Annotated in this window: 20 protein-coding genes; 15 read left to right on the forward strand and 5 right to left on the reverse strand. The window is 62.5% G+C overall.

What is annotated here, in order from left to right; translation table 11 throughout:
• Positions 1-164 precede the first annotated feature (164 nt).
• The 4 genes from AC2TC0_RS10615 (at position 165) to AC2TC0_RS10630 (ending at position 4,452) form a co-directional block, all read left to right on the forward strand.
• On the forward strand, positions 165-2,351 hold the full coding sequence (locus tag AC2TC0_RS10615) for a TonB-dependent receptor (protein WP_484717502.1): 2,187 nt from the start codon (positions 165-167) through the stop codon (positions 2,349-2,351).
• Between the two features lie 79 nt (positions 2,352-2,430).
• Positions 2,431-3,348 carry a helix-turn-helix domain-containing protein gene (locus AC2TC0_RS10620; protein WP_484717503.1) on the forward strand — a complete coding sequence of 306 codons (918 nt, stop codon included), beginning with the start codon at positions 2,431-2,433 and terminating at the stop codon, positions 3,346-3,348.
• Positions 3,349-3,479: 131 nt separating this feature from the next.
• Positions 3,480-3,944, forward strand: coding sequence for a YHS domain-containing (seleno)protein (locus tag AC2TC0_RS10625; protein WP_484717504.1), 465 nt, complete (start codon positions 3,480-3,482; stop codon positions 3,942-3,944).
• 28 nt (positions 3,945-3,972) lie between these two features.
• Entirely contained in the window at positions 3,973-4,452 is a 480-nt protein-coding gene (locus tag AC2TC0_RS10630; RefSeq protein WP_484717505.1) for a hypothetical protein, read from the forward strand.
• Between the two features lie 15 nt (positions 4,453-4,467).
• Here the strand turns inward: AC2TC0_RS10630 and AC2TC0_RS10635 are convergent, their stop codons facing one another.
• The gene (locus AC2TC0_RS10635; protein ID WP_484717506.1) at positions 4,468-5,418 is read right to left on the reverse strand and encodes a nitrilase-related carbon-nitrogen hydrolase; all 951 of its coding nucleotides are present in this window, start codon (positions 5,416-5,418) and stop codon (positions 4,468-4,470) included.
• 209 nt (positions 5,419-5,627) lie between these two features.
• Between AC2TC0_RS10635 and AC2TC0_RS10640 the strand changes: the two genes are divergently transcribed.
• Positions 5,628-6,512, forward strand: a complete 885-nt coding sequence (locus AC2TC0_RS10640; RefSeq protein WP_484718107.1) for a LysR family transcriptional regulator — start codon at positions 5,628-5,630, stop codon at positions 6,510-6,512.
• Between the two features lie 6 nt (positions 6,513-6,518).
• Here AC2TC0_RS10640 and AC2TC0_RS10645 read toward each other — a convergent pair whose 3' ends face one another.
• The gene (locus AC2TC0_RS10645; RefSeq protein WP_484717507.1) at positions 6,519-7,172 is read right to left on the reverse strand and encodes a peroxiredoxin-like family protein; all 654 of its coding nucleotides are present in this window, start codon (positions 7,170-7,172) and stop codon (positions 6,519-6,521) included.
• A 181-nt stretch (positions 7,173-7,353) separates the two neighbouring features.
• On the opposite strand from AC2TC0_RS10645, the gene AC2TC0_RS10650 reads away from it, so the two are divergent.
• The 5 genes from AC2TC0_RS10650 to AC2TC0_RS10670 all read left to right on the forward strand — a co-directional run bounded on the left by AC2TC0_RS10650 (position 7,354) and on the right by AC2TC0_RS10670 (position 11,931).
• Positions 7,354-7,938: a DedA family protein gene (locus AC2TC0_RS10650; RefSeq protein ID WP_484717508.1), complete on the forward strand. Its 585-nt coding sequence runs from the start codon at positions 7,354-7,356 to the stop codon at positions 7,936-7,938.
• Positions 7,939-8,769: a helix-turn-helix transcriptional regulator gene (locus AC2TC0_RS10655; protein ID WP_484717509.1), complete on the forward strand. Its 831-nt coding sequence runs from the start codon at positions 7,939-7,941 to the stop codon at positions 8,767-8,769.
• Positions 8,770-8,831: 62 nt separating this feature from the next.
• Positions 8,832-10,058: a tetratricopeptide repeat protein gene (locus AC2TC0_RS10660; RefSeq protein WP_484717510.1), complete on the forward strand. Its 1,227-nt coding sequence runs from the start codon at positions 8,832-8,834 to the stop codon at positions 10,056-10,058.
• Complete coding sequence (locus AC2TC0_RS10665) at positions 10,055-10,843, forward strand: alpha/beta fold hydrolase (RefSeq protein WP_484717511.1); 789 nt, start codon at positions 10,055-10,057, stop codon at positions 10,841-10,843. The genes AC2TC0_RS10660 and AC2TC0_RS10665 overlap by 4 nt, the downstream gene beginning before the upstream one ends.
• 8 nt (positions 10,844-10,851) lie before the next feature.
• Positions 10,852-11,931, forward strand: coding sequence for a hypothetical protein (locus AC2TC0_RS10670; RefSeq protein WP_484717512.1), 1,080 nt, complete (start codon positions 10,852-10,854; stop codon positions 11,929-11,931).
• Here AC2TC0_RS10670 and AC2TC0_RS10675 read toward each other — a convergent pair.
• On the reverse strand, positions 11,913-12,758 hold the full coding sequence (locus tag AC2TC0_RS10675; protein ID WP_484717513.1) for a GNAT family N-acetyltransferase: 846 nt from the start codon (positions 12,756-12,758) through the stop codon (positions 11,913-11,915). The two genes, AC2TC0_RS10670 and AC2TC0_RS10675, sit on opposite strands and share 19 nt — an antisense overlap.
• A 245-nt stretch (positions 12,759-13,003) precedes the next feature.
• Between AC2TC0_RS10675 and AC2TC0_RS10680 the strand changes: the two genes are divergently transcribed.
• Positions 13,004-14,383 (forward strand): NAD(P)/FAD-dependent oxidoreductase, encoded by a 1,380-nt coding sequence (locus tag AC2TC0_RS10680; RefSeq protein WP_484717514.1) that lies wholly within the window; start codon positions 13,004-13,006, stop codon positions 14,381-14,383.
• Here the strand turns inward: AC2TC0_RS10680 and AC2TC0_RS10685 are convergent.
• Positions 14,328-14,744: a hypothetical protein gene (locus tag AC2TC0_RS10685; protein WP_484717515.1), complete on the reverse strand. Its 417-nt coding sequence runs from the start codon at positions 14,742-14,744 to the stop codon at positions 14,328-14,330. The genes AC2TC0_RS10680 and AC2TC0_RS10685 overlap by 56 nt on opposite strands.
• A 43-nt stretch (positions 14,745-14,787) precedes the next feature.
• Positions 14,788-16,095, reverse strand: a complete 1,308-nt coding sequence (locus AC2TC0_RS10690; RefSeq protein WP_484717516.1) for an alpha/beta fold hydrolase — start codon at positions 16,093-16,095, stop codon at positions 14,788-14,790.
• 44 nt (positions 16,096-16,139) lie between these two features.
• Between AC2TC0_RS10690 and AC2TC0_RS10695 the strand changes: the two genes are divergently transcribed.
• The 4 genes from AC2TC0_RS10695 to AC2TC0_RS10710 all read left to right on the forward strand — a co-directional run bounded on the left by AC2TC0_RS10695 (position 16,140) and on the right by AC2TC0_RS10710 (position 22,666).
• Positions 16,140-17,309, forward strand: a complete 1,170-nt coding sequence (locus AC2TC0_RS10695; protein WP_484717517.1) for an isovaleryl-CoA dehydrogenase — start codon at positions 16,140-16,142, stop codon at positions 17,307-17,309.
• Entirely contained in the window at positions 17,306-18,913 is a 1,608-nt protein-coding gene (locus AC2TC0_RS10700; RefSeq protein WP_484717518.1) for an AbgT family transporter, read from the forward strand. The genes AC2TC0_RS10695 and AC2TC0_RS10700 overlap by 4 nt, the downstream gene beginning before the upstream one ends.
• Positions 18,910-20,511: a carboxyl transferase domain-containing protein gene (locus AC2TC0_RS10705; protein ID WP_484717519.1), complete on the forward strand. Its 1,602-nt coding sequence runs from the start codon at positions 18,910-18,912 to the stop codon at positions 20,509-20,511. Before AC2TC0_RS10700 ends, AC2TC0_RS10705 begins: the two co-directional genes overlap by 4 nt.
• A gap of 208 nt (positions 20,512-20,719) precedes the next feature.
• On the forward strand, positions 20,720-22,666 hold the full coding sequence (locus AC2TC0_RS10710) for an acetyl/propionyl/methylcrotonyl-CoA carboxylase subunit alpha (protein ID WP_484717520.1): 1,947 nt from the start codon (positions 20,720-20,722) through the stop codon (positions 22,664-22,666).
• Positions 22,667-22,800: the final 134 nt, after the last annotated feature.

Here is a 22,800-nt window from a genome sequence, read left to right on the forward strand (position 1 = left end):
CTTGCCGGGCGAGCATCGCGCTCGCCCGGCCCGCCAAGGCCGCCTGTGCTATCCCCCGAGCAGGCCGCCGGATCGCCGGGAGAAGCGGGCACGCGACCCTCCATCCGCCCAGAATTCTCCCGGCGACATCCAATTGCAGCGACGTCGAACAATAAGGAAAAAGATTGAACCAGCTGCTGCCCGTGTTGGCGTTGTCGCTAGCCGCCCTCCCCGGCCAAGCCATTGCCCAGTCCGCCGCCGATGAAGCGACGGTCCCGCCGCAGCAAGATGGCGGCGACATGGATCCCATGGACGCTGCCATGGCCGAGGCGATGGAAGAAATCTCCGACGTCATGGCGGATGATGCCGACATGGCTATGGACAGCCCCGGCGCAGCAATGGCTATGGAAATTGTGGTAACCGGCACGCGGTTACGCCCACGCTTCACTGCACCCGGATCGGGCGCAATATTGGGCGGCGAAGATTTGGCACGCGAAATCCGCCCGACGCTGGGCGAGACTTTGGCGCGGTTGCCCGGCATCTCTTCCACCGCCTTTGGCCCCGGCGTGTCGCGACCGGTCCTGCGCGGGTTTCAGGGTGAGCGCACGCGCTTGCTCGTCGACGGGATTCAGAGCCTCGACGTATCCAACACCAGCCCCGATCATGCGGTGGCCATCAATCCCCTGGTCGCCGACCGGATCGAGGTGCTGCGCGGCACCAACGCTCTGCTTTACGCATCGGGCACCGTGGGCGGCGTGGTCAATACCCAGATCGGGCGGCTTGCGCGGCGGCTGCCCGACGACGGCTTTGATGCGATTGTTTCTGGCGCCTATGGCAGCGCTGCGGATGACTATATGTTCGGTGGTCGCGCCGATCTGGCGGTTGGTCAGCTCGTACTGCACGTCGATGGCCATTATCTCGAGGCCGGGCTCCTGGACGTGGGCGGTTTCGTCCTGGGACCGCAGCAGCGGGCCGAGGCGCTAGCATCGCCCGATGCCGGTGTCCGCGCCCTTGCCGGCCTGCGCGGCCGTCTGCCAAACAGCAGCGTCCGCACATGGGATCTGGCCGGCGCGGCCAGCCTGATCACCGATAATGCGAAATTGTCGGTTTCGCTGGCGCATGCCGAGAGCCTTTATGGGCTGCCGACGCGCTATTCCTTCGATGCCGCCAACCCAGTCGCAAATACCACAATCGACCTATTCCAGACGCGAGTCGACGCGCGCGGCGAGTTCGAAATTGGCAGCAGCTGGATTGATCAGCTGCGCTTTCGCCTAGGCGTTGCCGACTATGCGCACGACGAATTGCTCGATGATGGATCAGTCATTGCCACCTTTCTGAATCAGGCGTTCGAGGCGCGCGCCGAAATTGCTGGGGCGACCCGCGGCGTTTGGCGGCCAACGACGGGCATTCAGGTCACCTTCCGCGATTTCCGCGTGGTCGGCGATGCGCCGCTGCTACCGCCCAATGAAACGACGCAAGTCGCGACTTTTTCGGTCCATGAATTCAATCTTGACCCAGTGCGGATCGAGGCGGGATGGCGGATCGAGCGCACCGAAGTAAGCGCGCGAACCGACCCGATCTTGCTCAATGCGGCCAGTGACCGCGAGTTTACCAGCATTTCGGGTAGCGCGGGGGCTAGCTGGAAATTTGCGCCGGGCTGGCTGCTGGCGGTCAATGGCCAGTACAGCGAGCGCGCTCCAGTGGCGGAGGAATTGTATACACAGGGCACCGATCCGGGAACACAAGGCGTTTTGCTGGGCAACGACCAGTTGGGACAGGAACGGTCATGGGGCGTCGAAGCCGTCCTGCGGAGCTTTGGCAGCAGCTGGAGCGTGGAGGGGGCCGTCCATTACAGCCGCTTTCCCAACTATATTTTCGCGGCCCAAACCGGCGCCATCGTCGACGCCTTGCCGGTGTTCCAATTTACTGCGGCCGGGGCCGACTATTTCGGGTTTGAGGTGCAGGGCAAGGTGGATTTGGCCACGCTGGATGCCGCCACGTTCAGCGTTGACGCTCTTGCCGACTATAGCCAAGCGACGCTCACCGACGGCGGCGGGCCAGTGCCCCGTATTCCGCCGTTCCGACTGCTAGGCGCGATGGGCCTCCGCGCGCCCGGCCTGACGGCGCGGGTGGAGGTGGAATGGACATCGCGGCAGGACCGGGTCGGCGCATTTGAAACGCCGACCGATGATCACCTTTTGGTCAGCGCCAGTGCGAGCTGGCAACCACTGGGCGAAGACCATGGTCTGACGGTGATGGTTCAGGGAAACAATCTGTTCGATGCGACGGCGCGGCGCCACGCCAGTTTCCTCAAAGATTTCGCCCCGATTGCGGGGCGCGACATCCGAATTTCGGCGCGCTGGAGCTTTTGATCAAGGCGCTGCAAATATGTAGCAGTCGCTTCATAGACTCTATATACAACAGAGCCGCGAATCGGGCCGGAGACCATGGGTGGAGCAAGACAAGCATCAACCTTCGACATCCGGTTGGCATGACGTTGGTGGTGCCAGCTTTATGGTGGCGCCGACAATCCGGCAGGTTCGTGACGAAAACACCGGTATTCTCTTCAACCATTCCATCAGCCTCGGCCCCACCGAGCGCACGGAAATGTATTGGCACAGCGACGAGACCGATGCCGTTATGCTCGCCCGGGGCAGCGGCATGCCGATATTCGGGCATGTTGGCGGCACCCGCTTTTCGCGTGCACCCAGCCGCGCACTGATGGCATCCTTTACCCCGCATGGTGTCGATTTGGGCGTAGAGTTCAGCACGTCCGCCCAGCTTACTTCTTTGCTGTTTCCCAAGCGCCTGCTCACCGCGTTGATGGCCGAAATGGGTGTCGCCGACCTCTCGCCCCGGCTCTACTCGACCGACCCAAAGTTTCGCCGCGTCATTTTGGCCCTGGCCGACGCCTTGGTCCATCCCGGTTTCGTCGGCGCGGCGATGGTGGATGGCCTGACCCGCAATCTGGCCGCCACAATTGCGGGCATCGAGCCGGGGATCGCCCAACAAGAAGCGGAACGCATCCGCCTTGCACCATTTCGGTTGCGGCAAGTGATCGATTATATCGAGGCAAATTTGGCAAAGCCCATCACCCTGGCCGAGATGGCGAACGCAGCCGGTTTGTCCGTTTTCCATTTCTCGCGGGTGTTTACCCACGCGATGGGCGTTTCGCCTTATCGCTATCTGGCCGAGCGGCGCATCATGCGGGCCAAACAACTGCTGGTGCAGGATCAACTGTCAGTCGCCGAAATCGGCCAAGTTTGCGGCATCGCCAACCCAGCGCATTTTTCAACGGCCTTTTCCAAGGCCGTGGGCATGTCGCCTTCGACCTTTCGGCGCGAAAGCCGCCGAACCGCAAACTCATAGTTGGCGGTATCGAAAGCATAGGCAGTCGGCATTTCAGCTGACGAGCGGAAAGCGGCATTGGGATGTCAGACCAGCCGCGACTTCATCCTCCCCCTTGCGCGGCTGGCACCCCATTTGAAAAGGCCATAACCATGACTCAAAAGATTTTGATCGCGCTGGCCGCCAGCGTCGGAATTGCGCTGGCCGCCACGACCAGCCCTGCTGCGGCAAAGACCGACCCGGTATACACCGGCGTCCTCAACAATGTAGCGGTGTCGGGTTATGACACCGTCGCTTATTTCACCGTCGGCAAACCGGTGAAGGGCAGCTCGTCGTTCACGACGACCTATAAGGGCGCGGAGTTCCGCTTTGCGAACGCAGCCAATCTGGCCAAATTTAAGGCCAATCCCGCAGCCTATGCCCCGCAATATGGCGGTTACTGCGCCTGGGCTGTCAGCCAGGGCTATACCGCGTCGGGCGACCCCACGGTTTGGAAGGTTGTGGGCGGGAAGCTCTATCTCAACTATAACCGCGAAGTCGGGCAGCGCTGGGAAAAGAATATTCCCGGCCACATCCAGTCTGCCAACCGCAACTGGCCCAAATTGCTCGCCAGCTGATTATCGCAAAAGATATAGGGGTTAAGCCATGTCCGTTCTGCGCAAGGCACCGATCGCGTTGATCATTTTCATCGCCTTCGTATTCATCCAGTCGCTGTTCTTCAAATTCACCAATTCGCCCGAGACGATCTATATCTTCACGACGCTCGACAATTGGGCCGAAACCTTGGGGTTTGGCGGTGTTTTTGCGCCGAACGGCATCGCTTCCCAATATGTCGTCGGCACGGCTGAGCTGATTGCCAGCACCATGCTGCTTGCCAGCCTCGTGCCTTCGCTGCGCGGGGTGCGGCCATTTGGCGCCGTGCTTGCGCTGGGCGTTATCTCCGGTGCGATCTTCTTCCACCTGTTCACGCCCCTCGGCGTTGCGGTGATCGACACCGACGGAACCAGCGATGGTGGCCTGCTATTTGCAATGGCGTGCGGGGTTTGGCTGGCAGCCGCTATCCTGATCTGGACAGATCGCGATCGGCTGTTGCGCCTGATTGGCCGCAAGCCCGCGATGGCCTGACATCGATGAGGTCAGTCAGCCGGGCACCAGCCGTGCCCGGCGATCTACCGTCAGCGTGAAAATGTCCGGCCGCGCATAGTGGCCGGCGGCATCAAAGGTAGCCAAAGCCCGCCCGATTTCGCCGAGGTCGAGCGTCGCTGAAATAATCTCGCAGCCCGCACCGGCCTGCGCCAGCAGACGGGTGTCGGGGGCGATAATGGCGCTCCCGCCTGTTTGCAGCAGCCGATCCGGCATGGATTGGATCAGCGCACGCGCCGCCAAGTCGCCGCCGACGCGCTCAAGCCCGGCAAGCAAATCGTCGCGATGCTGAACTGCCCCGGCCGCCAAAACGAAGCAGCGACCCTCAAAGCCATAATGGCGCGAAGCGAGCAGGTGCAGGTCGATAACGCTCGGCCAAGCCGCGACATGTACCGCCTCGCCCTGTTGGTGCATTGCCGCGCGCGCCAGGGGCATCCAATGTTCCCAGCACATCAACATGCCGACGCCGCCCCAGGACGCTTGGTGGACCGACAGCGACGCACCGTCCCCCTGTCCCCACAACAGCCGCTCACCATGCGTCGCGACCAGTTTGCGATGCACCATTGGGGCCGCCGACGGGCGCAGCAGCCACTGTGAATTGTAAAGAGTCCGGCCGATGCGCTCATGCCCGCCAAAGCTCAGCAACGTTCCGCTGGCATCGACAATTTGCTGCAAAGGCACAAGTCGCGCGTCTCCATCGACCAGGGCATGTTCCAGCAATAGTTGGTGAATCGACGCGGTTCCGGCATTGCCCCATTGTGCCGCCGCCGGGGCGTGGTCGACCCACAACGGATAACCGCCAACAAAGGCTTCGCCAAACGCCGCGATTTGCAGCGAAGCGCTCGCCACATCGCCAAAAAGCGCCTGCATGGCAGCCAGCCCTTCGCTGACCGCAAAGGCAATGGGCCGATCCTGGACAATGGCGACGCGAACTGTTCCCGAAACCATCGTTTTTCTGCCTCCACACGCGCCGACATCAGAATGGCGCGGACAGCAGCATGTAACAATAGTGCGCGCGCTATCGCATTCATAGCTGGGCCCTATGGCCGAAACCGGTTGCAGCAATTTCCTTATAGCAATCCGGACATCGCGTAGGCAGGACTATAGTCAGAACCCTGGGGCTGGGCCCGGCCCGCAAAAGGACCGCGCGCGTGGAAATGCATCAAGTTCGCTATTTTCTGGCAGTCGCGCGGCTCCTGAACTTCACGCGCGCTGCCGAGGAGTGCAATGTCACCCAGCCTTCGCTGACGCGGGCGATCCAGAAGCTGGAAGATGAATTTGGCGGGCTGCTGTTCCGGCGCGAACGCGCGCTGACGCACCTGACCGAGCTTGGCCGCATGATGCTTCCGCACCTTGAGCAAACCTATGCCGCCGCACAAACCGCCAAAGCGCTGGCCAAGGGCCTTGGCAAGGAACAGCAGGCGCCATTGGCGGTCGGCATTGCACGACCCGTCATGTTGACCGGGCTTGCGGCCATCCTGGAAGAAATGCAGCGCAAACTGACCGGCCTCAGCCTCGACATTGTTGAGGCGGCCAATGCCGAACTCCTTGACCGGGCCCTGCATGGTAGCCTTGAGCTCATCATCATCGAGCAGCCGCCGAACATCCCCGAACGCTGCGACGCCTGGCCTTTGTACGACCGATCATTCGGCCTGTTTGCCAACAGCGAACAGGCACAGCGGCTTCCCCCACCGCCGATAAGTACCGCCGTACTGGCCGCGCAAAATTGGATCGGTTGCAGGCATGAGGCGGAAGCGCGGCTAGTCGAAGCAGCGCAAGCCGAAGGTCAAGAGATCGGCTTTCGCCATTCCGCCGCAGACAGCCATCAGGCGGCACAGATGGTTGCTGCCGGGCTTGGTCTGGCCGTTCTGCCCTTGGAAATTGGTCAGAGCATGGGACTTACGGCCATGGACCATCCCGGCTGGCCATCCCAAACGCGGGTTATGATTGGGTGTATCGCCGGGCGTAAGCGGAGCATGGCTGCCGAGGCGTTTCTGAGAGCCGCGCGCGCGCTGGACTGGAACAGCTTGGCCGCAGATTGACAATGGTCAACCTTGCGCCAGTGCCTCCAGCACTTGCTGCGCGGGTGCCCGTCGCCGAAAATCCGGGTCAACGAAACGATAGCGCACCGTCAGCGTGCTATCGAGAACGAACAGCGCAGGAATGGGCAAAATCCAGCCACTCCCCCCATAGAAATCCGCCAGATCGAGCCCGGCGGCCAGATATTCGGCGCGCAATTCCTCGCTGCAACGGAATGCCAAGCCATTGGCCAGCGCCGCCCCATGGTCCACATCGCACAGAAACACGCTGTCGTTCGGCGCAATTTGCCGTAAGCGACGCTGCTGACCGCTGGTTTCGCCGGTCACCACAACCAACCGCGCGCCGTGACGCGCGAGGCCATCGGCATGATCGCTCCAGTCGGCGACCTCTGCCCGGCAATAGGGGCACCACCCGCCCCGATTAAAGCTAAGTACCAGCGGTCCAGCATCGGCTAGTCCACCCAAGCTATAAAAATTGCCCCGTTCATCGGGCAGCGCATAGTCAGGAAAAAATTCGCCGACCTGCGGCGCCTCGTCACCGGCACCAACGGCGCGCAGCGTTGCAACCATCCGATCGTAGAGCGGGTCCCATCCCCCCAGCGGCACGGTCGTGGAAGCGGTTGTTATTGGCGAGCTTGGTTCCATCGCCGCGCTATGCGCCATGCCGGGCAACAGGGAAAGCCCTGCATCGGCATTGGTTCAATGCCCGCGAAACATCGCCGAAGCGCGCCTGCGATAGGGAGCGGCTATCGAAAGAATGGACATTCAGCATTTCGGACCCGCTGTACCCATCATTTAGAGAAATCTTGCCGCAATGCTGCGGGTACTAAGGGCACAGACGGCAATGTTGCAGATGGAACTGTTCGGTTGGTTTACCGCGCTAGCGGACCGACCAGCGCTGTTTTTCTGTGCGGTCGTGTTTGCCACCTTCATGCTGGAGGATGTCGCCACGCTGACCTTAGGCCTCCTCGCGGCGCTCATGATGGTCGATCCGCTGCTCACAATCTCGGCCCTGATCGTAGGAACGCTGGTTGGAGACGTCGGTCTCTACCTCCTTTCGCGCGAGGCAAGGCGCAGCAAATTTGTCGCGCGGCTGATTGCGCGGCCGCAGCATCAGCCGCTCATTGCGCGCTTGCATGCGCGTGCGGCGTGGTGGCTGGTTCTTGCCCGGGCGACCCCTGGGCTTCGCCTGCCGGTTTTCGTCGGTGCAGGGACCATCGCCTATCCGTTCGAACGCTTTCTGGTTATCGTGGCGTGCAGCACATTGTTGTGGACCCCGCTACTGTTCGTGATCGGCATGCAAACCGGCATGGCCGATGCGGGGGATTTTGTGTGGTTGGCACCCGCCATCCTGCTGTTTCTGTGGATAGGTCATGCCGCGACGCGCCGGTTGCTGGCGGCCGGTCAACCAGCTGGGACGCGCGGCTGAATGGCACGCGAAACGGTCAGCCGGCTGGTGCACAGCGACCTTGGGATTACCCATTTTCATGCCGTGTACCACAAGCATGTGTTCCCACCGCATTCGCACGACGACTATCTGATCGGCATGACAACCGCTGGCGCTGAGCATTTCGAGCAGGAAGGGGCAAGGCACGTCTCGCTTCCCGGCATGCTGCGAACCATCAATGTCGATGCGGTGCACAGCGGCGGATGCGCCAAAGGGCAGTCCTGGGGCTATGAAGCCTTGTTTGTGTCGGCGCCGCTGATGCACGAAGTGTGCGAACGCAAGGGCAATGGCGATTCACTCCCGCAGTTGCTGGGCCCCGCCATCGACGATGCACGACTGCGTGACGCTGCGGTCCAGTTGTTTTCCCTGCTCCGCACCAGCGATGACAGCCTGCTGCGCAGCAGCGCGCTTGCTGGCTTTTTGCAATTGGTGTGGCAACGGTTGGGTGCGGGCAGCGCTGAACGCGCGGCGCCGATAGAGTCCGCGCCAGTCCGCCGGGCACGCGATTACCTTGCTGAAAATGCCTGCGAAAAAGTGTTGCTTTCCGAACTGGCGGCGGTGGCCGGCATCAGCCGCTTTCATCTACTCCGCCAATTCAAGGAACAGCGGGGCATGACGCCATGGCAATTCCAGATGCAGGAACGCATGCGCCGTGCCCGGCATTTGCTGGGGCGCGGCGTACCCCTCAGCATCGTTGCTGCTGACTGCGGCTTTTCCGACCAGAGCCACTTTACGCACCGGTTTCGTCAGCGCACCGGCATGACCCCGGCATCGTACGCAGCCAGTATTGTCACCCGTATCGCGATGTCATGACCGGCGCGACAGCAACTTTATGCAAGACGCAACGCGGCCAGCGCTCCAGCATCGCTGCAACCATGCCGAAATTTTCGCAGCGATATGAACGATATGGCACCCAATCGGAACGGGCGATGGGTGCGGCCATCGGCTTTGAAGAGGCCATCTTGTCCTATGGCAAGGACGCGGCGCTGGCATTTGACGCGGTGGAAGCTGACCCCCAGTGGGGATTGGCGCATGCTTATGCAGCCGCTGTCCACCTGTTCCGCATAAACCGGGCCGGCGAGCGCGAAGCGCTGCGGCTGCTGGCCAACGCCCGCGCCTGTCGGCCAGCCGACGCTGAAGAAGCGATGATGATCGCTGCCATCAACCGCTGGGCCCACGGCCATCATGAAGCAGCGGCAGCGCTGCTTGCGGACCTGTTGCTGGTCCAGCCAAACCACCTGTTTGCGGGCAAACTGGCCCAGCATCTGTTTTTCTCGCGCGGCCATATGCGCCCCATGCTGCGCTGCGCTGAAATGGCCGTGGCCGGATCGCCCCACGATGCGCGCAGCCATGGCATGCTGGCTTTCGCGCTGGATCAAAATGGGCATGGGTCAGCGGCCGAGCGTGCGGCGCGTCATGCATTGGCACTGGGCGAAGACCCCTGGGCGCATCACGCCATGGCCCATCTTTTTGACAGCATGGGGCGGCACCGCGAGGGCATGGACTGGATGATCCGGCATCGCAGTGCCTGGTCCCATTGCTCGTCCTTTCTGTATACGCACAATGAATGGCATGGTGCGCTGTTTCACCTGGCGGTCGGCGATAGCGACGGTGCGCTGGCGCTTTTTCACGATGCAGTTTGGACGCAGCGCAAGCATCATGGGCAGGATCAGATAAACGCCATTTCCTTGCTGGCCCGCATCGAAATGGCCGGTGTGGATGTTGGCGACCGGTGGCAGGATGTCGCCGATCATTGCGTTCCCGCCTGCGCCGACGCCTATGACGGCTTTCTCGATCTTCACTATGCCTATGTCTTTGCCCGAGCCGGGCGGGACGAAGCGCTTGCTGCCCTGATTTTGCGCCTCACCGAGCAGGCAGAGCGCTCAGCCTTTATCTGGCGCCACCACCTGCCGACTGCGGCGCGGGCAGTCGCCGACTTTGCGCGCGGTGACCACGATGCCGCGGCCAGAAAATTCGCGGTTGTGGGGGACAGCATCGCCCAGCTGGGGGGAAGCCTGGTCCAGCAAAAGCTGTTCTTTGCGATGCAGGGGCAGCCACCTGCATTGCGTCCAGCGAGGCATCGCAGGATGGCGCTGGCGTGAGAGCTGGCAGTGCCTCCCGCCGCCAAATCAGTGCAGTGAACAGCGGCCCGATACCGGCCATTCACAGCGGCGCGGTTGCCGCTTCTGCCAGCAGCGATGCCACACTTTCCACTTTGCGCGCAGGCACGCCAGGGGAACCGCGCGCTGTCTTCGTGCATGGCACGCCCGGCCGCGCGCGCGATTGGTCGGCTGTGTTCAAACATGTTCCGCCCGGCCTTGAATTCATCGCGATTGACCGGCCCGGCTTTGGTGGCGAAGCCGATTGCGGCCCGGTGACATCGCTGGTCTTGCAAGCCAACCGGCTGTCGCCAATTGTGCGTGAAATGCCGCGACGACGGACAGTCCTGGTTGGCCACAGCTATGGCGCGCCAGTTGTCGTACAGACCGCTTTGCTCAATCCCGGGCTGATCGACGGTATCATCCTGCTGGCGGGTGCACTCGATCCATCGTTGGAGCGGGTCCATCCGCTGCAATCGGTTGCGCGCTGGCCGGGCGTGCGCTGGCTCCTGCCGCGCCACCTGCGCCATGCCAACGAAGAGCTTCTGGCGTTGCGCGGCGAATTGGAACGCTTGGCTCTGGGCGTCCATATGCTGGCAACCCCGGTAACCATCGTTCACGGCGAGCGCGATCGGCTGGTGCCCTTTGCCAATGTCGCGTGGATGAAGCAGCAGTTTAGCTCCGTTCCGATCCTCGCAACGCACGCGTTGAAGGAGGAAGATCATTTTCTGCCGTGGACCCAGCCGGCCCTGATTCAGCGCCTTGTCAGCGAGGCACTCGAGCAATGAAGGGCGCGATGGCAATGCCACCCCTTGATCCTGCACCGCCCTTATCGCGGTTTGAATTTTGGTCGCCGCGCCTTTTTTACATTCCTGTGTGGCTGTGGGCGATGTGGCTGTCACTGCGATACAGGGGCATCCGGCTGCCGCTGATTGCCAATCCCGCCTTTCCGGCCAGCGGCCTGGTCGGAGAATCCAAGAGCGACGTGCTGCGCCAAGCGGGCGGTGACGCCCGGACCTTTATCGCTGAACATGTGCTTGTACCCCGACCGACGGTGCCGGTTGCCGAGATCCGGGCAGCGGCTTTGGCGGCGATGAAGAACATCGGGCTTGCCTTTCCGGTTGTGGCCAAGCCCGATCTGGGTTGCCGCGGCGCCGGGGTCCGTCCGGTTCGCAATGTCGCAGAGCTGGATGCCTATATCGCCGCATTTCCCGCCGATCAGAACTTCATCTTACAGCGGCTGATTGATGTGGAGGGCGAGGCCGGGGTCTTTTATGTCCGCCGCCCGGGCGCGCCCCATGGTCAGATTTTTTCGCTCACCTTAAAGCATTTCCCGCACGTGGTCGGCGACGGCAGGCAAACCTTTCGCCAACTGATCGCAGCGGATCCGCGCGCAGGGCAGTTGCAGCATCTTTATCTGCCGCGCCACCACGAGCGGCTCGAAACAATTGTCAACGCTGGCGAAACCGTCCGTCTTGCATTTGCGGGCAGCCACAGCCGCGGTGCCATATTTCGCGATGGCGCGCGCCACATCACGCCCGAACTGGAAGCGCGCTTTGATGCAATTGCGGCCAATATTCCCGAATTCTGGTTCGGCCGGTTCGACGTGCGCTTTGCCGATTTTGCAGCCTTCACCCGCGGAGAGGATTTCACCATCGTGGAAATCAACGGCGCCGGGGCAGAGGCCACGCATATTTGGGACAGCCGCACCCGGTTGCGCGATGCCTATCGCACGCTGTTCAACCAGTTCGGCCTGTTATGGCAGATCGGTGCCGCCAATCGCAAACGCGGGTTCCGCGCCGAAAGCTGGTCAAGCTTCATTGCGCGGTGGCAGCGCGAGCGCAGCTTGATCGCCGACTATCCGCCGACGGCCTGAAACCTGTCACGATATCGGCGCGCAATGCCTTCGACAGGCATCATCACAAACACGTCGACCGTGTTGAATTGATGGTCGATCACCGCCCCGTCGCCCAGCATTGCTCCAACGCGCAGATAGCCTTTGATCAGCGGCGGCAGCGCCTGCATCATCGTTGCCCGGTCCAGCGTCTCTGACCCCAGGTTCATCGACACAAAGCGGTCGGGTAAGGCCCGAACGCGCAAATGGGGCGGCGCAAGATGATGCCGCCACAGATAGCCCAATGTTTCAGCGTGCGCTGCTGGGTCAATTCCGGGAAGGCTGGCGCAGCCAAACATCATGCTGATGTCATGGCGATTGAGATAGTCGGCAATTCCCCGCCACAGCAGCTGGATTGTCCGGCTGTCGCGATAAGGAGCGGCCACGCACGAGCGACCGAGCTCCAGCAGTTCGCCGTTCAGTGCTGCAAGCGGTGCCAAGTCATATTCGCCAGCGCTGTAAAAGCCGCCGTGCCGCCGCGCCACGCTTTCACGCAACAAGCGATAGGTGCCAACGACAACCGGTTCCCCCGAGCCGCAGCCATGATCTTCGACCAGCAAATGATCACACACCGCGTCATAGCGGTCGACATCGATGCCGCTATTACCGTCGGCGATTGCACCGCCCTCTTTATAGAAGACCTGCCAGCGCAATTGTTGTGCAGCCTCGATGTCGCGGGGACCATCGGCAATGCGCACGACCAAACGGCGCTGGGGTGCCAGCGTCGCCAGCGGTGGAACGATCAGACCCTCAGAGGGCGACACCGCCGACCCGTTCTCCACAGCTTGCCGCAAACCAACCGCTTGCATCGTTCATTGCTCCCTTCGCCGAACAACCCCGTGGGGACGACAGCCCAGTCACCCAAGCCTAGTTTTGGCGCAAAACCACCGACACTCCCCAGTGCTCATCATTTCGATGCACATAGAGCATTTCGTTTTGCTGACAGTCTGTCGCAATTCTGCTGCGCCGCTGTCGTGATTGTGTGCGACTTTGGGCATGTTGGGCTTCTGCGCCATGCTGCAGGCCCGCGCGGCGGCCACGGGAGGCAGCGGACATGATTGATACCCGTGCGGAAGAGCAGAACCGCCCGCATGTCGTGGTGGTGGGAGCAGGATTTGGCGGCCTCTCCGCGGCACGGCGGCTCGGGCGCGCGCCGGTCGACGTCACGCTTATCGACAAGCGCAACCATCACCTGTTTCAGCCTTTGCTGTATCAAGTCGCGACGGCAGGATTGTCCCCTGCCGATATTGCTGCGCCCGTGCGCAGCATATTGAAAGGCCAGGGCAACACCCGCATTCTGCTCGACCGCGTTGTCGGCATCGATAAGGATCAACGCTGCGTACAGCTGGAGCGCGGTGCGTCCATCGCCTATGATTGGCTGATCCTCGCCACCGGCGCGCGCCACAGCTATTTCGGCAAAGACGCGTGGGCCCCCTTTGCTCCGGGCGTCAAGACGATCGATGACGCCACCGCCGTGCGGCGCAAAATATTGATGGCACTCGAACGCGCTGAAACCGAAACCGATAAGGCGCGGCGCGATGCCTTGCTCACCTTTGTCGTCATCGGCGGCGGCCCAACCGGCGTCGAGATGGCGGGGGCGATTGCCGAGCTGACCCACCATGCGACCTCGAACGAATTTCGCAACATCACGCCGCATTGCTCGCGCATCCTGCTGGTACAAAGCGCGCCGCGTCTGTTGCCGGCCTTTCCCGCAGACCTGTCCGAACGCGCGCGGCGGGCCGTCGAGGCGATGGGCGTCGAGGTAATTCTTGGCCGCCGCGTTGAATCGGTATGTGCCGAGGGGGTCAGTATTGGCGATCTATGGGTTCCTGCCGCGACCGCAATCTGGGCGGCGGGCATTCAGGCATCACCCGCCGCGCAGTGGCTGGGCGTTGATGCCGACGGTGCCGGGCGCGTGCCGGTGAATATCGACATGACTGTTCCAGGCATCGCGCGCACCTTTGTAGTCGGCGATACCGCGGCATGCCCCGATGGAGCGGGCGGCCTGCTGCCCGGCATTGCGCCGGTTGCCAAACAACAGGGTTATCATGTTGCCGACAATATTTGTCGCGGGCTCAGCGGGCGGGCGGCACGGCCGTTCCGCTATCGCAACTATGGCAATATCGCCACCATTGGGCGCAAGCGTGCCGTTGCCGATTTCGGGCGGTTTCACCTTTCGGGCTTTCCCGCCTGGTTCTTGTGGTGCACCGCGCATGTCTGGTTTTTGACCGGGTTTCGCAACCGCTTAATCGTCGGCATGAACTGGCTGTGGCATTATTTCACATTCAATCGCGGGGCTCGGCTGATTACGGGCGATATCGAGCGCATGCCCGCTGATGGTGCGCCGGCGATCAACGCCATGCCGCCTCAGTCGCCGGTCAGCGAGCCCGCCACCACAACGGCCCTGCCAGAATCGCCAACACCAAGATATTGAACAGCGCATTGCTGCCATTGCCAGACGCGATGGACCCGGCGCTGTCGAGCAGAAACCAGGCGACCAGCCCGCCAAGCACCGAGCGCCGCACGGCGTCGGGCGCGGCATCAAACACCCACTGCCGCAACAACAGCACCATGATGCCCCAGCCGAAGAGAAAACCACCGGTCAGCACCGTCAGGAACCGCGTGGTGGGCGCGCGATAATCCATATTGCGGTCTAGCGGCCAGCTGAGCAGATCCAGCGACCAGCGCGCTGCTTCTGCCGTTGCCTCCACGCCGCCAAGCGAGAAAATCGGCCCGAACGCCGCGATACTGATGCCGGTGACGAGCAGCCAGCGCTTGTGCAATTCATTGGTCATACACGCGATGTAGCACATGCTACATCGCGTGCAAGTAATTGGCTCAAGCAAAGTGCAAGCGGCGATATTTTCCTCTGAAATAGAGCAGTGGATCGCGGCGCGGTTCGAACTGGGCGCGCACAACATTGCCGACCAGGATGAAATGGTCGCCCGCCTCATGCACCGCATGACGCTGGCATTCAAACGACACCAGCGAGCCATCGAGCAACGGCACGCCCGTCTCACCCGGCGCCCAGGCGGTCGCGGCGAAACGGTCCTCGCCCTTGCCGGCAAAGCGGTTGGACGCGGGCTGTTGCCCGATCTGCAGCACATTGACCCCGAAACGCTCCGCGGTGCGTAGCACCGGGGCTGTCCCGGCATTATTGGCGATGCAGACCAGCAGCAGCGGTGGATCCAGCGACACCGATGTGAAGCTGTTGGCGGTCAACCCCACCGGTGCCCCCTGCCCGTCCAGCGCCGTGACAATGGTGATGCCGGTCGCAAAACAGCCCATCGCATCGCGCAGCGTGCGCGCGTCCGATCCAGCCCGAAATTCGGGCGCGGCACGCGGTTGCTTGCGCTCCAGAAAGTCGAGCAATAGCCCCAGAAACGCCTCCGTCCGATCGGTCACGACCAGCAATTCGGCGTCGCCCACCTCGGCGCTTTCACCGTGCGGCAGGGACGCATCGAATTTCTGCGCGGCGTCAGAGCGCGCCATCCAGCTCAGGCCACCGCGCACGACCAACGTGGGTAAGCTTATGGCCACCGCCGCCGCTGCCAACCGGTCGGCGATATCTCCCAATGACAAATTGGCAACGGCGCGATCATCCCATTGACGCTGCCCGTCGCTTGCTGCCTCCAACCTTGCGGCAATGTCCTTCAGCGTGTCGGCATCGCTGCGTGCGGGCATGTCGACCAGCACCAGTCCTGCCGCCAGATTGGCCGCATCGGTGGCCAACGCCGAGGTTGCAATCCAGCCGCCCAAGGTTGCCGCGACCACCACCGGGCGCGATGCCATTTGCGCCAGCACCGCGCGCAGATCATCGACATGCGCGTCGAGGTCATAGCGGCCGTCGGCGGGCCATTCGCTGCCGCCATGGCCGCGCAGGTCCAGATTGACGACGCGGCGGCCGGATTCGACCAAGGCGGCCGCCACCTGTGCCCACATCGTGCGCGTTTGTCCGGCGCCGTGCACCAGCAGCACGGCAGGGTCATGCTCGTCGCCTGACACTTCGGCCTGCAGGCGGACACCGCCAAAACCCTTGAATTCGATCAGCTCCACGCCCGCGCTTTCCTGTCCTACGTTGTCAACCAGGGCATAGAGCGTGACGGCGGTTTCGGCAATCGCCGCCGCTTGCCCTTCCCCCGCCATCTGGTATCGCTCGCAACATTGTTGCGCTCTAATTGGAAGTCCCGATGACTGCTTTGCCGATGTTCGATTTTGCGCTGGGCGAAACCGCCGACATGATCCGTGACACAACGATGCGATTTGCGACCGACAAGATCGCCCCGCTCGCTGCGCGCGCCGACGCCGAAGACTGGTTTCCGCGCGATGAACTGTGGCCCGCAATGGGCGAACTTGGGTTGCACGGCATCACGGTCGAGGAAGAATGGGGCGGATTGGGTCTCGGCTATCTCGAACATGTCATCGCGGTCGAAGAAGTCAGCCGCGCGAGCGGTGCCATTGGCCTGTCCTACGGCGCGCACAGCAATTTGTGCGTCAACCAGATCCGCCGCTGGGGCAGCGCGGAGCAAAAGGCGAAATATCTGACCCCGCTGATCACCGGCGAACATGTCGGCAGCCTCGCCATGTCAGAGGCTGGCGCGGGCAGCGACGTGGTGTCGATGAAGCTGCGCGCCGACGCGGTGCAGGGTGGTTATGTCCTCAACGGCACAAAATTCTGGATCACCAACGCGCCTTATGCCGACACGCTGGTCGTCTATGCCAAAACCGCACCCGACGCGGGCTCGCGCGGGATCAGCGCTTTCCTGATCGAAAAGGGCGATGAAGGTTTCTCGATCGGCCAGAAAATCGACAAGGTCGGGATGCGCGGTTCGCCCACCGCCGAGTTGGTATTCAACGACTGTTTCATCGCCGAAGACCGCGTCATGGGCCCGCTCCACGGCGGCGTCGGCGTGCTGATGAGCGGCCTTGATTATGAACGCGTTGTGCTCGCCGGGCTCCAGCTCGGTATCATGCAAGCGTGTCTCGACGTCGTCATTCCCTATGTGCGCGAGCGCAAACAGTTCGGCAAAGCTATCGGCTCGTTCCAGCTGATGCAGGCCAAGGTCGCCGACATGTACGTCATGCTCAATTCGGCGCGCAGCTATGTCTACAACGTCGCGCGCGCTTGCGACGCGGGGCAGACGACACGCTTCGATGCGGCTGGCGCGATCCTGCTGGCGAGCGAGAGCGCAGTCAAAGTCGCAGGCGAAGCCATTCAGGCGCTCGGCGGCGCGGGCTATACCAAGGACTGGCCGGTCGAACGCTATTGGCGCGATGCCAAATTGCTCGACATTGGCGCGGGGACGAACGAGATCCGCCGGATGCTGATCGGGCGCGAGCTGATCGGAGGCGGCGCATGACCAACCCCGCCGCCCCCTCCCCCCGCCAGCGCGGGTTCCTGAACACCGTCGAACGGATCGGCAATTTGCTGCCCGATCCGATCATGATTTTCGTGTGGCTGATTTTCATTCTGATGCTGCTGTCGGCGCTGGGGGCATCGCTCGGCTGGTCGGCATCGCTCGCCTATTCGGGCGACGAAGCACCGCAATGGGGCGAGCTTGACAATGGCGTTCTCACCTACCGCGCGACCAGCCTGTTTAACGAAGAGAACATCGGCCGCCTGCTCACCGAAATGCCGCGTACCATGGCGGGGTTCGCGCCGCTCGGCCTCGTCCTCACCATTGTGCTGGGCGCGTCGGTGGCCGAAAAGGCCGGGCTGTTTTCGGCGCTGATCCGCAGCAGCCTGCGCAATGCCCCCCGCGTTATCATGACGCCCATTGTCGCGATCATCGGCATGGTCAGCCACCACGCCTCCGACGCCGCCTATGTCGTCTTCATCCCGCTCGCCGCGATCCTCTATGCCACCGTCGGCCGCCACCCGCTGGTCGGTCTTGCCGCCGCTTTTGCTGCCGTTTCGGGCGGCTATGCTGGCAATATCACGCCCGGCCAGATCGATGTGTTGCTGTTCGGCTTCACCCAGGAAGCCGCGAGCATTGTCGAGCCCGGCTGGACGATGAATCCGGTCGGCAACTGGTGGTTCATCCTGGCGATCGTTGTCATTTTTACCCCGATCATCTGGTTCGTCACCGACCGCATCATCGAACCGCGCCTCGGCAAATGGGGCAAGGAACCCGATGAAGAATTGCGCGCCGAGCTTGCCAAATCGGACCTGACGGCGGGTGAACGGCGCGGCCTGCGCCTCGCGGGGCTGACTGCACTGGTGATTGTCGGGCTGTTCGCCGCCATCACCTTGACCCCTGGCTATACCCCGCTGGTCGATGAAAGCGCCGAAGGGACAGCGCAGCTGCAGCCCTTTTACGGCGCGCTGGTCTCCGGCTTCTTCCTGCTGTTCGTCACGACCGGCATCGCCTTTGGTATCGGCGCGGGGACAGTGACCAGCAGCGGCGACGCGCTGCGCATGATGCAGGACGGGATCCGGTCGATGGCACCCTATATCGTCTTCATCTTCTTCGCCGCGCATTTTGTCGCCATGTTCAACTGGTCGCGCCTCGGCCCGATCATCGCGATCAACGGCGCGACCGCGCTCAAGGACATGGGCCTGTCCGCGCCCTTCCTGCTGGTCAGCGTGCTGATGCTGTCGTCGGTGCTCGATCTGTTCATCGGCTCTGCCAGCGCCAAGTGGAGCGCGCTCGCGCCTGTCGTCGTACCGATGTTCATGCTGCTGGGCATCAGCCCCGAAATGACTACCGCCGCGTACCGCATGGGCGACAGCTATACCAACATCATGACCCCGCTGATGAGCTATTTCCCGCTGATCCTGGCCTTCGCGCGAAGGTGGGACAAGGATGTCGGCGTCGGCTCGCTGCTCGCGCTGATGCTGCCTTATGCGCTTTGCTTCATGGCGGCGGGCATCACGATGACGGTGGCGTGGGTCGCGCTCGACCTGCCGCTGGGGCCGGGGGCGCAGGTATATTACACCCCACCGGTACAGGTGCTGCCATGAGCGCCCCGGTCCTGCCCACCAACTACAACGCCGAAGACCCCGTCACACGGGCGCGCGTCGCGCACAACCGCGCGCTACGCGACGAACTCTGGGCCAAGGTCGCCGAGGCTGCGCTCGGCGGCAACGAAAAGTCACGCGAGCGGCATGTTTCGCGCGGCAAGCTGTTGCCGCGCGAACGCGTCGAACGCCTGCTCGACCCCGGCTCGCCCTTCCTCGAAATTGGCCAGCTTGCCGCCAACGGCATGTATGAGGGCGACGTGCATGGCGCGTCGCTGATCTGCGGGATCGGGCGGGTCTCGGGGCGGCAGGTCATGATCGTCTGCAACGATGCGACGGTAAAGGGCGGCACTTACTATCCGCTGACGGTCAAGAAGCATCTGCGCGCGCAGGAAATCGCGCTCGAAAACCACCTCCCCTGCATCTACCTCGTCGACAGCGGCGGGGCGAACCTGCCGCATCAGGCCGAAGTTTTCCCCGACCGCGACCATTTCGGGCGCATCTTCTTCAATCAGGCCAATATGTCTGCGCGGCAAATCCCGCAGATCGCCTGCGTCATGGGCAGCTGCACTGCGGGCGGCGCCTATGTCCCGGCCATGTCCGACGAGACGGTAATTGTCCGGGGTCAGGGCACCATCTTCCTCGCCGGCCCGCCGCTGGTGAAAGCCGCGACGGGCGAGGAAATCAGCGCCGAAGATTTGGGCGGCGGCGACCTCCACGGCCGCAAATCGGGGGTCGTCGATCATGTCGCCGAAAATGACGAACATGCGCTGACGATTGTGCGCGATATTGTTTCGCATCTTGGCGGGGCATGTCCCCCGGCGAAAGCCGGGGAGCGCGAACCCCGCCCCCCCAAATATGACGCCGAAGACCTCTACGGCATTATCCCCGAAGACGTCCGCGCGCCCTACGATGTGCGCGAAGTCATCGCCCGCCTCGTCGACGCATCCGAATTCCACGAATTCAAGGCGCTCTACGGCAGCACCCTCGTCTGCGGCTTCGCGCATATCTGGGGCATGCCCGTCGCGATCCTCGCCAACAATGGCGTGCTGTTCAGCGAAAGCGCGGTCAAGGGCGCGCACTTCATCCAGCTCGCGCAACAGCGCGGCACGCCGCTCTTGTTCCTCCAGAATATCAGCGGCTTCATGGTCGGCGGCAAATATGAGGCCGAGGGCATCGCCAAGCATGGCGCAAAGCTCGTCACCGCCGTCGCCACCGCAAGCGTGCCCAAGATCACCGTGCTGATCGGCGGCAGCTTTGGCGCGGGCAATTACGGCATGTGCGGGCGCGCCTATTCGCCGCGCTTCCTCTTCACCTGGCCGAATGCGCGGATCAGCGTGATGGGCGGCGAACAGGCGGCAAGCGTGCTGGCGACCGTCCACCGCGACGCCGACAAATGGACGCCGGAGGAGGCCGAAGCCTTCAAAACCCCAATCCGCCAGAAATATGAAGACGAAGGCAACCCCTATTACGCCACCGCGCGGCTGTGGGACGACGGGATTATCGACCCGGCGCAAACGCGCGATGTGCTGGGGCTGGCGTTTGCGGCGGCGCTGAATGCGCCGGTCGAACCGGGCGGCTTTGGGGTGTTCCGGATGTGAGGCCGGCAATCAACCAAATCCTCTCCATGCCGGGGAGGATTTAGGTCTCACCTTTCCTACAAGTGTGCTTCACTGCTAGGCCGTCACTACCCCAAGCTACTAATCGTTTTCAGGGTAACGTCACCGTGTTGGAAATTCATGCAATCGCGAGTGAAGTTGCGCAGAATCCTGCGGCTTTCCGCGCCGCGCTAACGAGCCACGAATCGCTATGATCCAATCCCTTCTCATCGCCAATCGCGGCGAGATCGCCTGCCGGATTATCCGCACCGCGCGGCAAATGGGCATCCGCACCGTCGCGGTTTATTCGGATGCCGATGCCAAGGCGCTGCATGTGCGGCAGGCCGATGAGGCGGTGCATATCGGGGCGTCTCCCGCACGCGAGAGCTATCTGGTGGGCGCGAAGATTATCGCCGCCGCCAAATCCACCGGCGCGGAAGCGATCCACCCCGGCTATGGTTTCCTGTCCGAAAATGCCGAGTTCGCGCAGGCGGTGATCGACGCCGGGCTGATCTGGGTCGGCCCGCGCCCCGCCAGCATCACCGCAATGGGGCTGAAGGATGCGGCCAAGAAGCTGATGGCGGAGGCGGGCGTCCCTGTGACCCCCGGCTATCTGGGCGAGAACCAGGACCCGGCCTTCCTCGCCGAACGCGCCGCCGAAATCGGCTATCCCGTGCTGATCAAGGCGGTCGCCGGCGGCGGCGGCAAGGGGATGCGCAAGGTCGAGGATGCGGCCGATTTCGCCGACGCGCTCGCCAGTTGCCAGCGTGAGGCCACCGCCTCGTTCGGCAATGCCCATGTCCTCATTGAAAAATATATCCAGCGCCCGCGCCATATCGAGGTGCAGGTGTTTGGCGACACCCACGGCAACATCGTCCACCTGTTCGAACGCGATTGCTCGCTGCAACGCCGCCACCAGAAGGTAATCGAGGAAGCTCCCGCGCCGGGCATGGACGAAGCAACGCGCGAACAGCTCTGCGCAGCGGCGGTGAAGGCGGCGAAGGCGGTCGATTATGTCGGCGCAGGCACGATCGAATTCATCGCCGACGCGTCAGAGGGCCTGCGCGCCGACCGCATCTGGTTCATGGAAATGAACACGCGGCTGCAGGTCGAACATCCGGTTACCGAGGAGATCACCGGCGTCGATCTGGTCGAATGGCAGTTGCGCGTGGCGAGCGGGGAGGCTTTGCCGAAGCGCCAGGACGAGTTGAGCATCGACGGCTGGGCGATGGAGGCGCGGTTATACGCGGAGGACCCGGAAACTGGCTTCTTGCCCAGCACAGGTCGGCTCTTGGAATTCGATCTCGGTTATCGTGGCCGGATAGAATCAGGGGTGGAACTGGGCGACGAAATTTCGCCGCACTACGATCCGATGATCGCCAAGCTCATTACCCACGGGCACGATCGAGATCATGCCGGATATTTGCTACAGGAGATGGTCCAGCAAGTGCAGGTCTGGCCGGTGAAGACCAACGCCGCTTTTCTCGGTCGATGCCTACTGGATGAAGATGTGACTAACGGCAATCTCGACACCGGAATTATTGAACGTAAGGGCGAATCCTTGGCGGCTCGGCCAATAGCTGACGAGCATGAAAAGCGCGCTGGCATTCTGAACATCCTGATGAGCCGAATCGATGACCCAATGTTGGTTCCGGTGATCGACTTCAACGGAGAAGCAGCATGGAGGATCGACAATAGCGTTCGCATGAATCCCCTGTTTGGAATGCGCCTGAATGGGGTGGCCCAGCGCAGCATTCCGATACGTGTGAACGGTATTGCCGAGACGGCCGAAATGGATGAGCCGTTGCTCGGACCCCGCGAAGTCCATCACAGCCGCTACGGTTCCAAGTGGAGTAAGCTGAAGGATGGCTTTGCTCATCGCTTTGAGCTTGGACCGACGGCATCATATGGAAGTCATGCTGGCCCGTCCGACGGATCAATTCTCTCCCCTATGCCGGGCCGCATCATCGCGGTCGAGGTCGCGGCGGGCGACATGGTGACCAAGGGCCAGAAACTCCTCACACTCGAAGCGATGAAGATGGAGCACAGCCTGACCGCGCCGTTCGACGGGGTGGTGGCGGAATTGAACGCCGAGGCTGGCGCGCAGGTGCAGGTGGAGGCGTTGCTGGTGCGGATTGCGGGGGTGGATACGGCCTAGCAACGCGACGAATGCCAAAAACTATCGTCGTCCCGGACTTGATCCGGGACAACAAGCAACCTGAGCGTGTTATCCCGGATCAAGTCCGGGATGGCGAAACTTTAGTGATCCGGAAGGCAGCCGTACGGGGGCCT

This window comes from Sphingopyxis sp. sgz302558 (assembly GCF_057220455.1).